The 14,109-nt window shown below is 44.0% G+C and carries 14 protein-coding genes; 10 read left to right on the top strand and 4 right to left on the bottom strand.

Annotated elements, in window-relative coordinates; all coding sequences use genetic code 11:
- Positions 1-115: 115 nt before the first annotated feature.
- Together BUC10_RS12120 and BUC10_RS12115 are read right to left on the bottom strand one after the other, a co-directional pair.
- Positions 116-766: a gluconate 2-dehydrogenase subunit 3 family protein gene (locus BUC10_RS12120; RefSeq protein ID WP_073179921.1), complete on the bottom strand. Its 651-nt coding sequence runs from the start codon at positions 764-766 to the stop codon at positions 116-118.
- On the bottom strand, positions 766-2,484 hold the full coding sequence (locus tag BUC10_RS12115) for a GMC oxidoreductase (protein WP_073179919.1): 1,719 nt from the start codon (positions 2,482-2,484) through the stop codon (positions 766-768). Before BUC10_RS12115 ends, BUC10_RS12120 begins: the two co-directional genes overlap by 1 nt.
- A 126-nt stretch (positions 2,485-2,610) precedes the next feature.
- On the opposite strand from BUC10_RS12115, the gene BUC10_RS12110 reads away from it, so the two are divergent.
- Genes BUC10_RS12110 through BUC10_RS12090 form a run of 5 tightly spaced genes read left to right on the top strand, consistent with a single transcriptional unit; the run spans position 2,611 to position 7,640 of the window.
- On the top strand, positions 2,611-3,594 hold the full coding sequence (locus BUC10_RS12110; RefSeq protein WP_073179918.1) for a sugar phosphate isomerase/epimerase family protein: 984 nt from the start codon (positions 2,611-2,613) through the stop codon (positions 3,592-3,594).
- 21 nt (positions 3,595-3,615) lie between these two features.
- Positions 3,616-4,059, top strand: a complete 444-nt coding sequence (locus BUC10_RS12105) for a DinB family protein (protein WP_073179915.1) — start codon at positions 3,616-3,618, stop codon at positions 4,057-4,059.
- A 7-nt stretch (positions 4,060-4,066) separates the two neighbouring features.
- Positions 4,067-5,293 (top strand): nucleoside permease, encoded by a 1,227-nt coding sequence (locus tag BUC10_RS12100; RefSeq protein WP_073179913.1) that lies wholly within the window; start codon positions 4,067-4,069, stop codon positions 5,291-5,293.
- A 21-nt stretch (positions 5,294-5,314) separates the two neighbouring features.
- Positions 5,315-6,490 (top strand): MFS transporter, encoded by a 1,176-nt coding sequence (locus BUC10_RS12095; protein ID WP_073179911.1) that lies wholly within the window; start codon positions 5,315-5,317, stop codon positions 6,488-6,490.
- A gap of 13 nt (positions 6,491-6,503) precedes the next feature.
- Positions 6,504-7,640 (top strand): Gfo/Idh/MocA family protein, encoded by a 1,137-nt coding sequence (locus tag BUC10_RS12090; protein WP_073179909.1) that lies wholly within the window; start codon positions 6,504-6,506, stop codon positions 7,638-7,640.
- Positions 7,641-7,686: 46 nt separating this feature from the next.
- Here BUC10_RS12090 and BUC10_RS12085 read toward each other — a convergent pair whose 3' ends face one another.
- On the bottom strand, positions 7,687-8,151 hold the full coding sequence (locus BUC10_RS12085; RefSeq protein WP_073179907.1) for an ASCH domain-containing protein: 465 nt from the start codon (positions 8,149-8,151) through the stop codon (positions 7,687-7,689).
- Positions 8,152-8,160: 9 nt separating this feature from the next.
- Positions 8,161-9,864 carry a GMC oxidoreductase gene (locus BUC10_RS12080; RefSeq protein ID WP_073179904.1) on the bottom strand — a complete coding sequence of 568 codons (1,704 nt, stop codon included), beginning with the start codon at positions 9,862-9,864 and terminating at the stop codon, positions 8,161-8,163.
- A 142-nt stretch (positions 9,865-10,006) separates the two neighbouring features.
- Here BUC10_RS12080 and BUC10_RS12075 point away from each other — a divergent pair, with 142 nt between their 5' ends.
- The 5 genes from BUC10_RS12075 to gmk all read left to right on the top strand — a co-directional run bounded on the left by BUC10_RS12075 (position 10,007) and on the right by gmk (position 14,109).
- Entirely contained in the window at positions 10,007-11,059 is a 1,053-nt protein-coding gene (locus BUC10_RS12075; RefSeq protein WP_073179902.1) for a sugar phosphate isomerase/epimerase family protein, read from the top strand.
- Complete coding sequence (locus BUC10_RS12070) at positions 11,056-11,817, top strand: 3-keto-disaccharide hydrolase (protein WP_073179900.1); 762 nt, start codon at positions 11,056-11,058, stop codon at positions 11,815-11,817. The genes BUC10_RS12075 and BUC10_RS12070 overlap by 4 nt, the downstream gene beginning before the upstream one ends.
- 35 nt (positions 11,818-11,852) lie before the next feature.
- Positions 11,853-12,578 carry a 3-keto-disaccharide hydrolase gene (locus tag BUC10_RS12065; RefSeq protein WP_245812828.1) on the top strand — a complete coding sequence of 242 codons (726 nt, stop codon included), beginning with the start codon at positions 11,853-11,855 and terminating at the stop codon, positions 12,576-12,578.
- 77 nt (positions 12,579-12,655) lie between these two features.
- The gene (locus BUC10_RS12060) at positions 12,656-13,513 is read left to right on the top strand and encodes a YicC/YloC family endoribonuclease (RefSeq protein WP_073179895.1); all 858 of its coding nucleotides are present in this window, start codon (positions 12,656-12,658) and stop codon (positions 13,511-13,513) included.
- On the top strand, positions 13,510-14,109 hold the full coding sequence (gene gmk / locus BUC10_RS12055; RefSeq protein ID WP_073179893.1) for a guanylate kinase: 600 nt from the start codon (positions 13,510-13,512) through the stop codon (positions 14,107-14,109). Before BUC10_RS12060 ends, gmk begins: the two co-directional genes overlap by 4 nt.

Genomic DNA, 14,109 nt, shown 5'->3' with positions numbered 1-14,109 from the left:
GTCTAAATTCATAAATGCCCATTGCTGGGCCATGGATGTGCGTTTTGAATTGACAAAATAAAAAAAGCCGCTGTACAGCGGCTTTTTTACTTAAACTTAAATGGACTTCCTTTTTCTATAGGGACCAGGCTTTGCCCTGCGTAAGGGTTTCCACATCCTCACATCCTATATATTCACCAGGTACCGGCAAATAAGCCAATACCTCTTCGCCTACAAATTCGCTGCTTTTATAGGCCCAAATCGCAGTATTTCTAACATTGCTCGCAAATTGATATCTGGCAATTTCATCGTCCAAAACAGCATTGCCATTTTCTTCTATCGCCATAAAGTAGGCCTCAAGGGCCTCAGCATGTGCTTCTTCCACTTCGTCCGTTTGTTTCTTTAGATAAGTGGCAAACACAGGCTCCAAATCTTCAGGGGATAGGTCGGCAAGTGTTTCTTTTTGGGTATCAGCCAAGACCTTATCGGTAAACTTGCCCATACACATCTTAAGGAACTCTTGTTGTTCCACCGGTAAGACCTCATTGGCAAATTTATCCATGAACAAATGCACGTTCACATCGGTCGCCGAAGGAGTATCCGTTTTGGGCAATAGAATATCCAGTAAGCTGTGCAGTACGGTACCCTGGTCCTTTGTAAAGAACTCCGGGGTCCAATCCAGGACCTTTTTGCCCTTACAGCTTTGAACAATTCCCAATAGTGTTGGGGTTGCAACGGCATAGCCAAAAACAAGCCCCATATTTTTAAGTGCTACTCTTCTTTCCATTATAGGTTTCCTTTTTTAAGTTCTTCTGCTGCGTGATTTGCAGCTCTGGCTGTAAAGGCCATATAGGTCAACGATGGGTTGACACAGCTGGCTGAGGTCATAAATGCACCATCTGTCACATATACATTTTTGCAATCGTGCACTTGGTTAAAGCCATTGAGCACGGAAGTTTTTCTGTCCCTACCCATTCTGGCAGTTCCCATTTCATGGATACCCAATCCAAGGGCACCAGGATTATCAAAAGGTTCTACATCTCTAAGACCGGCCTTCTCCAACATGGAAACGGCTTGGTCTTTCATGTCCTCGCGCATGTTCCATTCGTTTTGCTTGAACTCGGCATCAAAGGTCACCGTGGGTAAGCCCCATTCATCTACCTTATCATAATCCATGGTCATGCGGTTATCTTCGTAAGGAAGTACCTCGCCAAAGCCACCCATTCCGAAGGTCCAGCCTCCTGGTTTGAGAATGGCATCCTTCAATTCTTTTCCGTGCGATACCTCGGCAATAATGTCTTCCCAATTGCCTCTTCCTGCGCCACCCTGATACCCATAGCCACGAATGAACTTGTCTGTATTGGAGTCGCCACCTAGATTTCTGAATCGAGGTAGATAAATACCATTTGGCTTTCTGCCCTTATAGTATTTATCCTCAAAGCCATCAAATTTACCTGAAGCACCTACGCCCAAATGATGGTCCATGATGTTTCGACCCAATTGATCCGAATCGTTTCCAAGACCGTTTTCAAACCTATCCGATTTGGATTGCATCAAAATGGATGTGGAAGCAATAGCCGAGGCACATAGGAAAATCACCTTGGCCTTAAACTCATAGGATTCTTTGGTGACCCTATCGATTACTTTGACCCCAGTTGCTTTTTTGGTGTCCGGGTCGTAAATAACCTCATGAACAATGGAATCGGGACGCAGGGTCATATTTCCGGTTCTTTCCGCTGCGGGCAATGTAGAGGATACGCTACTGAAATATGCACCAAAAGGACATCCCCTTATACATCGGTTCCTAAATTGGCATCGTGTTCTACCATCACCTTCAAATTTTTTATTACTGTTGATGTGTGCCACTCTTCCGGCTGTGATTACCCTGCCATCAAAATGTTCGGAAACTTTTTCCCGGACATGTTGTTCCACACAGTTCAATTGCATCATGGGCTCAAACTGTCCGTCTGGAAGTTGGGGCAGACCCAACTTTTCACCGGTGACACCTATATAGCTTTCAACCTTGTCGTACCAAGGGGCAATATCCTTATAACGAACGGGCCAATCCACGGCAATACCATCTTTTTTGTTGGCCTCAAAATCTATGTCGCTCCATCGGTAGCTGTGTCTTCCCCACATAATGGAACGCCCACCTACGTGATAACCACGCATCCAGTCAAAACGCTTGGTCTCATTGTAGGGATGCTTTTGGTCATCCACAAACCAAAAGTTGTGTGGAGCCCTTACGGTGTATCCAGTTCTGGCCTGTTTTTCTTGCTTCGCGGCTTCTTCACGGGAAAGCTGTCCATTGTTGGGAAAATCCCACGGATCTAGATTTGCAGTGGGGTAATCCTCCCTATGCTTTACCATCCTCCCACGTTCCAGGACCAAGGTCTTTAGTCCATTCTCGCATAATTCTTTTGCAGCCCAACCGCCGCTAATGCCCGTTCCTACTACGATAGCATCATATGATTCCTGCTCTTCGTTATAATAAAATTTGCTCATCTATTAGGATTGTTTATTTCATAAATGTATTAATTATTGAATTAATTTTCTACATTTAAACCCTATGTTTATTGAGAATTCAGTACTATAACGTTGTAGTTTTTTAATTTCACGCAATCAACCATTATGAACAGAACAAAATTTAATAGGAATACCACATTTGCGCTTATGGCCATATTCCTTATCGGAACAACCGCCTGTAAGCAAAAAGAGAAAAAAGAAGTGGAAGAACCAGAAACATCCATGGAAGTGGAAACCACTGCGGAACCATGGTTTAAAATATCGCTGGCCCAGTGGTCCATGCATAGAATGATACGGGAAGATGGAATGGACCCCTATCTATTTGCGGAAAAAGCAAAAGAGTGGGGCTTTGAAGGACTGGAGTACGTAAGTGGGCTGTACTACCCAGAATTGGAGAAAGATAATTTCTCCGAGGAGGCCATGAAGAATTTTGTGGATAAAAGTTTGGCCGAGAGTAAAAAACATGGTCTGGAAAACCTGATCATTATGATAGATGGCCAGGGAGATTTGGCCACACCGAATGAATCAGAAAGAAATGCTGCCGTGGAAAACCATCACAAATGGGTGGATGCCGCCGCTGCGCTGGGATGCCATTCCATAAGAGTGAATTTGAGTGGAAGCTCCGAACCTGAAGAATGGACAGCTGCTGCCGTGGATGGCTTGACCAAGCTATCTACATATGCCAAGGACAAAAACGTCAACATCATTGTTGAAAACCATGGAGGTTTGTCCTCCAAGGGGGCGTTGTTGGCCAACGTCTTTAAAGAGGTAAATATGGAGAATTGTGGAACGCTGCCAGATTTTGGCAATTTCTGTATTACTTGGGGAGAGTGGCCCGAATGCCTAGAATGGTATGACAGATATAAAGGAATGGAGGAGATCATGCCCTATGCGAAAGCAGTAAGTGCCAAGTCACATGATTTTGATGAAAACGGGGATGAGGTTCATTCGGATTACAGCCGTATGCTCAAGATTGTTAAGGATGCAGGGTACTCTGGATTCATTGGCGTGGAATATGAAGGAAGCGCATTAAGTGAGGAAGAGGGTATTATAGCCACAAAAAAATTATTAGAGAAGTTTCAGAACTAGTTATTATCCAACCTTTGGTTTATGAAGGGATTTTTGCACCAGCTCTTCGACTATAATTTCTATTGCAACAAAAAGCTGATAGAACAATGCACTGCCTTGGATGAGGTTCCAGAAAAGTGCCTTCGGCTTTTTAGTCACGTACTTAATGCACATCATACATGGAACCACAGGATTCTGGGAAAGCCGTCGGAATTTGAGGTGTGGCAAGTTCATGATATAGGGCGATGGGAAGATATCCATTACGAAAACCAAAGAACATCATTTGAGATTATAACCAATACGGACGATTTCAACAAAAGGATAGAGTACCAAAATAGCGCGGGCAGAACCTATGCCAATGACCTAAAGGACATTTTGTTTCATGTGGTAAACCATTCCACCCATCATAGGGGACAGATTCTTTCAGAGTTTAGGACTTCGGGCATTACCCCTGATGCACTGGATTATATATTTTACAAAAGATAGTTACTTCATGAGTCCAAAAATCAAGATCCAACTCTCGTTCATGATGTTCCTCGAATTTTTTATTTGGGGAGGTTGGTTCGTGACCATGGGGATTTATTTACCCAATACCCTAAAAGCAAGTGGAGGTGAGATTGCCTTGGCGTATTCCACACAATCTTGGGGGGCGATTATTGCTCCCTTTATTATTGGCCTTATTGCAGACCGGTACTTTAATGCCGAGCGTATTTTGGGTGTATCCCATTTAATAGGTGCTTTCTTGATGTATCAATTGGCCAACGCCGTGGATTTTGGGGCCTTTTATCCCTATGTGCTGGGTTATATGATAGTCTACATGCCCACCTTGGCCCTGGTAAATTCCGTTTCCTTTAACCAAATGACCGACCCTTCAAAGGAGTTTGCCTACATCCGAGTGTTCGGAACCATTGGGTGGATCATAGCCGGTTTGACCATTAGCTTTTTAGGCTGGGACAGCGAACAGGGTGTAAGTGGTGGATTGCTCCGCAACACCTTTTTAATGGTTGCAGGAGCTTCGGCACTTTTGGGACTTTTTAGCTTTACCCTGCCAAAGACTCCCCCAAAATCTTCTGGAAAGGAAAAGGTGACCGTTTCGGAAATATTGGGCTTGGAGGCATTGAAACTCCTTAAGGATAGAAACTTTCTTATCTTTTTCCTGGCCTCTATTCTTATTTGTATCCCGCTGGCTTTCTACTATCAGCATGCAGGACAATTTTTAGGGGAAATCGGGGTGTCCAATCCGGCGGGCAAAATGACCATAGGTCAAATTTCAGAAGTCTTGTTTATGCTGCTGTTACCAGTGTTTTTCAAGCGTTTCGGATTCAAAAAAACAATTTTGGCGGGAATGTTGGCTTGGACGGTCCGCTATTTGCTTTTTGCCTATGGAAATGCCGGGGAGATGGTCTTTATGCTGCTCACGGGTATTGCATTACACGGTATTTGTTACGATTTTTTCTTCGTGTCGGGTCAAATCTACACGGATTCCAAAGCGGGGGAAAAATACAAAAGCGCTGCACAAGGGCTGATTACTTTAGCCACTTATGGGGTGGGTATGTTGATCGGCTTCTGGATTGCCGGAAAAATTACGGACATGTACCTTGTGGCCGAAAATGTTCACGACTGGGAAAATGTTTGGATTATCCCATCTCTCTTTGCTTTTGTTGTGTTAGTGCTGTTTGCCCTTTTCTTTAAGAAGGAAGAGGTAACTTATAAACCTTAATTAACTAAAACTTTGATTTAAATGGAAAACATCAATAAGAATAGGCTGTTCTATGCTTCATGCGTTGCGCTATTGGTAACGTCGATGACATTTGCAATAAGAGCAAGACTGGAAACAGTTTTTGGACCCGAAGGTGTGGGTCTTACCTTGGAGCAAATCGGCTGGGCTTTTACCCCTGCGTTTTGGGGTTTTACAATTGCGATGATTATTGGTGGACCTTTGGTTGATTCACTGGGAATCAAAAAAATTACATGGATGGCCTTTATTACCCATGCTATTGGGATTGTTTGGACCATTTTGGCCAAAGATCAAACTTCCTTGTTCTTGGCAACCTTATTTGTGGGCATTGGAAATGGAATGGTTGAGGCAGCCCTTAACCCTATGATTGCCTCCATGTATACCAACAACAAAACCAAAATGTTGAATCGGTTTCATGTATGGTTCCCTGGAGGGATTGTAATTGGCTCATTGGTGGGCTGGCTAATAATGGATGTGATGGGACTGGGTTGGCAGATTATGGTAGGCGTATTGTTTATTCCGCTGATTATCTACGGATTTATGTTTTTGGGCCAGAACTTTCCGGTTACGGAACGGGTTCAAATGGGTGTCAGCAACAATAAAATGATTGCTAGTTTGGGCAAGCCCCTATTCATCTTTATGGTGTTATGTATGTTTTTGACCGCCGCTTCGGAATTGGGAACGACACAACGAATAGAATCTTTGCTGAAGGAATCCGTGGCTGTGCCCTTGTTGGTACTTGCATTTATTAATGGTATAATGGCCCTTGGGAGGGCTTTTGCCGGCAAGGTCATACATAAATTGCAACCAGCTGGGATGTTATTGTTTTCTGCAATATTCACCTTTATCGGACTTTGGTTGTTGACCATTACCAGTGGAGGAATGACTTTTGCCGCTGCCGCCGTCTTTGCAGTGGGAGTTACTTTTTTCTGGCCAACAATGTTGGGTTTTGTGGCCGAATATCTTCCAGAAACCGGAGCTTTGGGGCTTTCCATAATGGGTGGAGCCGGAATGCTTTCCGTTTCTGTGGTGCTGCCTGTAATGGGTAAATTGATGGATAATGCAAATGCCATGGAAGCACTAAGAACAATGTCAATTTTGCCAGCAATTTTAATTGTGGCATTTATTGGATTATATGTCTACATGAAAAAACGAAAACCAAATACTCAAGAAGCTTAAAAAAAGAAATAGAATGCCAAAAAAAATTAGATTAGGAATTATTGGTGGTGGTGGGGATTCCCTAATTGGAGTGCTCCACAGGGTGGCCTCCTTCATAAATGACAACTATGAAATTGTTGGAGCAGTGTTCAACCCCGATTATGAACAAAACCTTGCTTTTGCAAAAGAGATTGATGTGCCCACTAACAGGATCTACACAGATTTTGACACTTTGGTGGAGGAGGAGCTGAAACTCCCAGAAGATGAGCGCATCCAGGTTTGCTCAGTTTTAACCCCCAACTTTTTGCATTATCCAATGGCCAAAAAACTGTTGGAAAACGGGTTTCATGTCATTTGCGAAAAGCCGATGACCATGAATTACGAAGAGGCAAAAACTCTGCAAGAGGTGCATCAAAAGTCTGGAAAAGTATTCGCGCTAACGCACACTTACACGGGATATCCCATGGTGCGTCAGATGCGGGAAATGATTAAAAACGGGGAACTGGGAAGAATCCATAAAGTAGACGCAAGATATTACCAAGGCTGGATCAATACCGTTATTCACGATAAAGAAAAACGTTCCACGGTATGGCGATTGGATCCAACCAAGGCGGGAATCAGTTCCTGTATTGGGGATATAGGGGTACACGCATCCAACTTGATTGAGTATACCACGGGATTACAGATCAAATCAGTGTTGTGTGATTTCAACTATCTGTACGATGATAACCAGATGGATGTGGATGGAACTGTTTTGATCCGTATGGACAAGCACGTTAAAGGAGTAGTTAGGGCAAGCCAGGTGGCCACCGGTGAAGAAAATGGATTGGCAATTGCCATTTACGGGGAAAAAGCCGCTTTTCGATGGGAACAGGAAAAGCCAAATTTTCTTTACAAAATGAGCGACACTGAACCGCTTCAGGTTTACAAGCCAGGTCATGCCTATAACACTGAGCTTTCGTTGAATGCCTCGAAAATACCTGCAGGACATCCAGAAGGCATTTTTGATTCCATGGCCAATATTTATCTAGGAGCCGCTAGGGCAATCCGTGGCGAAGATTATAACGATGGAGAATTCCCGACCATGAGAGATGGGGTTCGCGGAATGAACTTTATTGAAAGTACCGTTGCTTCCCATAAGCAGGGAAATATCTGGGTAGATCTGGATTAACCCCAACGATTAATAACACAAAATGAGATGGCCGCTTAAGCGGCCATTATCTTTGGAAGATCTTTTCAAACCGTTCAAATACCACGATCATACTTTCCCGCGGTTTGCGGTTAAATTCAGATAATTCTCTGGTGTAATAGTCCCAATGGGTCTTTTGCCAATGGTCCAAGCTTTTATCGCCTTCCCCTTCCAATCGGGCATGTTCAGCATGAATGGCAAAATAAGGGACCAATTTCACAGAGGTTGTCCTAATGATGCATTTGGCCTTTCCGGCCCAATCCGTGACCACGGCAAAATCCCCAATCTTTGGGAGTTTTTCCTTACGGTACTGAAGACCAAGCAGTGAATGCGAGGTGGCCCGCTTAATATCTTTGCTTACCAGATCGGCGCAGGTGTTGGCATCTTTTTCATTATCGCAAAAGTGGATTACCCTAGGCGCATCTTCTGATGCAAACTCTAAATGGGCGTCTAAAAAATCACCCCATAAATTTCGGGCGGAAGCATTTTCCATAGTAGGTATTTAAGAAAATTTGTTTTGTTTGAACTGTTCGGCGGCATGGTTTGCGGCCCTTGCCGTGAAGGCCATATAGGTCAATGACGGGTTGACGCAGCTTGCGGAGGTCATAAAGGCGCCATCGGTCACATAAACATTTGGCACATCATGCAATTGATTGTGTTTGTTAAGGACAGAGGTTTTGGGGTCGTGTCCCATACGGGCGCCGCCCATTTCATGAATGCCCAGGCCAGGTCCTGTTTCTCGGTCCCATTCGGTGACATTTCTAAACCCTGCCGATTTTAGCATGGCCACGGCTTCTTTTTTAATGGCATCCCTCATTTTAAGTTCATTTTCCTTAAACTCCACATCAAAGTCTAACTGGGGTAATCCCCATTGGTCTTTTTTGTCCTTGCTCAGGGTTACTCTATTGTCATGATAGGGTAACATTTCGCCAAATCCGGTCATGCCAATTTCCCATCCCCCAGGTTTAAGAATAGCTTCTTTAAGCACCGCTCCATAACCCATTTCAGCTACCGACTCCGACCAATTATTTCTGCTGGCACCACCTTGATAACCAAACCCTCTCAAAAATTGGGGTCGTTTGGTTTTGTCATCCAAGTTCACAAATCTTGGGATGTAGAAACCGTTGGGTCGTCTTCCCTTGTAGTACTTGTCCAAATGACCGTCCACCTTGGCTGATGCCCCCAATTGATAGTGGTGGTCCATGATATTTCTGCCCACTTCGTCATAATTGTTTCCAAGTCCATTTGGAAACGATTTGGATTTGGATTGCAAAAGAATGCCAACAGAGGCCATGGCGGATGCGCATAGAAAAACAATCTTTCCTTTGAACTCCAGTTTTTCATTGGTCTCGGCATCAATGACCTTAACTCCGGTGGCCTTTTTGGTCTTTTCATCATAGATGACTTCGTGGACAACGGAATTGGCTCTTAAGGTCATATTACCTGTACGTTCTGCCGCGGGCAAGGTGGAGGAAAGACTGCTAAAGTAACCGCCAAAAGGACACCCTCGCCAGCATCTATTTCGGTATTGACAGGTGCCCCGTCCTTCAAATTTTGTTGTTTTCTCAGTGATGTGGGCCGCCCGTCCAATGGTAAGAAGTCTGCCATCATCAAAGCCTTTTTGTAAGGATTGCTGCAACTCCTTTTCTACACAATTGAGTTCCATGGGAGGTTGAAATTTTCCATCCGGGAGTTGTTTCAATCCCAAATTTTCCCCACTGACCCCTATATAAGATTCCACCTTGTCATACCAAGGTGAAATATCGTTATACCGAACCGGCCAATCCACAGCTATGCCCTCTTTTTTGTTGGCTGCAAAATCAATATCACTCCAACGGTAACTTTGTTTACCCCAGGTAATTGACCGTCCTCCAACATGATAGCCCCGAATCCAGTCAAAACGTTTGGTTTCCTGATAAGGATGTTCCAAGTCATTGACAAAAAAATGCTTTACATCTTCTTTTGGGGCCCATCCGACGCGAATTTGCTTATGGTATTTTTCTTTATCTATTCTTGATAGTTCTCCATTGTTGGGCATATCCCAAGGATCGAGGTTCATGGTCTTGTAATCTACGATATGTTCCACCATGGGTCCACGATCCAGTACCAAGGTCTTTAATCCATTTTCGCAAAGTTCCTTGGCAGCCCAACCGCCAGTTATTCCAGTGCCTACTACAATGGCATCGTAAACCACATTTTCGTCCACAATTGTGTTATTTTAGTTGTTACTTATCGCTATATTTATGACCTCCCGAAGGGAAAACAAAAACATCCCTGATTTTTTCTTAAATATAGGCGATAAATCCTAAAATTTTATGGATTTATCAAGAGTTAGTAAATCACATTGAATGAAAACAATTAAAGGACCTGCTGTTTTTTTGGCGCAATTTGTAGATAGCCAACCCCCGTTCAACTCCCTTGACGGCCTGTGTAAATGGGCTTCCGATTTAGGGTATAAGGGTATTCAGATTCCCACTTGGGAATCCTTTCTCATCGATTTGGACAAGGCGGCAGAGAGTCAGGATTATTGCGATGAACTAAAAGGAAAAATAAATTCCTATGGTCTCGAGATAACGGAGCTATCCACACATTTGCAAGGACAGTTGGTCGCTGTTCATCCTGCTTATGATATTATGTTCGATAATTTCGCTCCAGATGCTGTAAAAAACAATCCAAAGGCACGCAAGGAATGGGCCGTGGAAACAGTTAAAAAAGCGGCAACTGCCAGCAGAAGACTGGGAATTAGCGCCCATGCCACTTTCTCAGGCTCATTGCTCTGGCATACGGCCCATCCATGGCCGCAAAGACCTCCTGGTTTGGTGGAAATGGGATTTGGGGAATTGGCCAAGAGGTGGACGCCCATTCTGGATCATTTCGATAAAGAGGGGGTAGATGTGTGTTATGAAATCCACCCTGGAGAAGATCTTCACGACGGAGATACCTTTGAGCGATTTTTGGAAGCCACGGGGAATCACAAAAGAGTGAATATTTTGTACGACCCAAGTCATTTTGTGCTCCAACAATTGGATTACATTGCTTACATAGACCACTATCATGAATTTATTAAATCTTTCCATGTGAAAGATTCCGAATTTAATCCAACGGGTAAGAAAGGTGCTTTTGGAGGCTATAACGATTGGGGAGATCGGGCAGGAAGATATCGTTCACTTGGTGACGGGCAAATTGATTTTAAAACCATCTTTTCCAAACTCACACAGTACGGATGTGATGTGTGGGCGGTAATGGAATGGGAATGTTGTATAAAGAGCCCAGAACAGGGAGCCAGGGAAGGGGCCAAGTTTATTCAAGATCATATTATTGAGGCTACCACCAAGACCTTTGATGACTTTGCAGGGGCATCAACCGATGAGGAAAAACTGAAAAAAATATTGGGATTATGAAAAAAATAGGATTGCTGGTATTGGCGATTGCAGTGTTTGCATGTCGCGGAAAAGAGTCCAAGTCAGAAGAAGCGGATTCGAATCCGCTCTCAGGAGCCGAAGAGGTTCAGCCACCGGTTTTAGAGGAACCACAATGGGCGGTTTTATTTGATGGCACTTCATTTGACGGATGGCATTTTTACAACGGAGAGAGCATCGCAGAGCCTTGGAAACTGGAGGACGGAGCCATGGTTTTTTACCCACCTGAGGAAAGACCCGAAGGCGCTAGCTATAACATTGTTACCGACAAGACATTTACCAATTTTGTGCTGTCCTTGGAATGGAAGGTTGCTGCCAATGGGAATAGCGGAATTTTTTGGGGAGTTCATGAGAATGAAAAGTTTGGGCAACCGTATCTCACTGGTCCTGAAATCCAAGTATTGGATGATGAAGGTCATCCGGATGCAAAAAATGGCACAACGCATCAGGCCGGGGCTCTATATGATATGGTGGCGCCGAGTGAGAAAGCTGTTAAGCCTGCTGGCGAGTGGAACCTGGTTGAGATTCTGGTCAATCATGAAACAAATGAGGGCCATGTGGTTTTGAACGGCAAAAAAATTATTGATTTTCCGGTTCATGGAGAGGCATGGGATGAGATGGTGGCCAATTCTAAATTTGCGGATTGGGAAGGTTTCGGGGCGTACCGAACAGGAAATATTGGACTGCAAGACCACGGTGACGTAGTGGCCTACAGAAATATCAAAATCAAAGAGCTCTAATAATGGGGAGAAAAGCAACTTTTTTGCTGTTTGTGATGTTGGGTTTTGGAATCGGGTTGTCCGCCCAGGAAGTGGAGCCCAAGGACCCGGAAGCAACGGAAGTTTATGAGCCGGTTCCTCCAAAGGTGGTTCCTGGAAGTAATGGAGCTCCACCAAGTGATGCCATTGTCCTTTTTGATGGCTCCAGTCTGGATGCCTGGATAAGTAGTGCCGACAGTACGGCGGCGAAATGGCATCTTAACCAGGACGGTAGTATGACCGTAAAGGATAAGACGGGTAATATTGAGACCAAACAGGCTTTTGGAAGTATTCAGCTCCATATCGAATGGCGATCACCGGCAGAAGTCCAAATGTCAGGACAGAATAGGGCCAATAGCGGGGTTTTTCTGCAAGGGCTTTACGAAGTACAGGTGTTGGACAACAATGATAACAACACGTATGTCAACGGTCAGGTGGGGTCCATTTATAAGCAATCGGTTCCTTTGGCCATGGCTTCTGTTCCTTCAGGGGAATGGAATACCTATGATGTCATCTACCATGCTCCTAAGTTCAGTAGGGGTGGGAACCTGAAAAAACCAGCCACCATAACCGTAATACATAACGGCGTCTTGATCCAAGATCATTTTGAGGTGGAAGGGCCTTCAGAATACATTGGATGGCCAACCTACCAACCTCATGGAAAACGGCCTTTGATACTCCAAGATCATAGGGACAACAGCCGGGTGAGCTACAGAAATATCTGGGTCCGGGAGTTGGATTAGAAATTCAGTTCCCAATGTAGAATTGGAAGGGGCCAAACCCTAATTTGGTTACCTTTGCCAAAATTTAATCATTCCATATGATTCAATCCATGACTGGTTTTGGAAAGCACGTAGTGCAACTTCCATCCAAAAAAATCACCATTGAAATCAAGTCCCTCAACAGCAAAAACCTGGATATCAATGCCAGAATTCCCCAATCCTATAGAGAGAAGGAACTAGAATTGCGTAAAATGATTGCAGATACTCTGGTAAGAGGTAAGGTCGACTTTGGGCTTTATGTTGAAATTACCGGAGAGGAAACCACTGCCGAAGTGAACCAAGGAGTGGTTAAAAAGTATATGAAGCAATTGGCAGGTATTGTTCAAGGGGAAGACATTAAACTCCTTGAACTGGCACTCAGAATGCCCGATACCATGAAAACGGATAAAAACGACATTGATGCCACAGAATATGGTGCCATAACTACTGCTGTAAAAGAGGCTCTAAGCGAAATTAAAAAGTTCCGTAGCGAAGAAGGAAACGTCCTAGAGCGGGATTTTAAGTCACGTCTTTTGGGTCTTGGCGGTTTATTGGAGAAAGTACAGGACATGGATCCAGAACGCCTAAATACGGTTCGCGAACGTTTGGAAAAGGCCGTGGCTGATCTTAAGGTCGAGGTGGATGCAAACCGTTTTGAACAAGAATTGATCTATTATCTGGAGAAGTACGACATTACCGAAGAAAAAGTCCGTTTGGACAACCATTTGAAATATTTCGAGACTACCCTGAAATCCAAAGATTCCAATGGAAAAAAATTGGGCTTTATTGCCCAAGAAATTGGAAGGGAGATCAATACCATTGGTTCCAAGGCCAACTATGCCCCAATGCAGCAATTAGTGGTACAGATGAAAGATGAGCTCGAGAAAATTAAGGAACAAATGCTGAATGTTTTATGAAAAAAGGGGGGAAGCTCATTATTTTTTCAGCCCCTTCAGGGAGCGGTAAAACCACTATTGTTCGGCATCTTTTAAAGCAACCTGAACTTAATTTGGCCTTTTCTGTTTCGGCAACCTCAAGACCACGAAGGGGAGAAGAACGAGATGGTGTCAATTACTACTTTATGTCCATTCCTGAGTTTAAGAAACACATTAAAAGTGGGGATTTTTTGGAATGGGAAGAGGTCTATCGTGATAACTTCTACGGAACGCTTAACAGCGAGGTGGAACGATTATGGGCCGAGGGCAAAAATGTTATTTTCGATATTGATGTGGTAGGGGGCCTTCGAATCAAGAAAAAATTCCCCGTGGAAACGCTAGCGGTGTTCGTGAAACCTCCCAGTGTGGACGAGCTTAAAATCAGGCTCAAGAAAAGGAGTACGGAGAGCGATGATAAAATCAATATGAGGGTGGCCAAAGCTTCAGTAGAACTGGCAACCGCTCCCCAATTTGATAAGGTGATAAAAAACTACGACCTTGACATGGCCTTGGAAGAAGCACACAAATTGGTAGCAGATTTTGTTGGAGCCGAAATCCCAAAGGCAGAAGAGGAATAA

Source organism: Flagellimonas flava (genome assembly GCF_900129665.1).
GTDB classification, from domain to species: Bacteria; Bacteroidota; Bacteroidia; order Flavobacteriales; family Flavobacteriaceae; genus Flagellimonas; species Flagellimonas flava.
The sequence above is the reverse complement of the archived record's forward strand: the minus strand, read 5'-3'. Positions and strand labels throughout refer to the sequence as shown.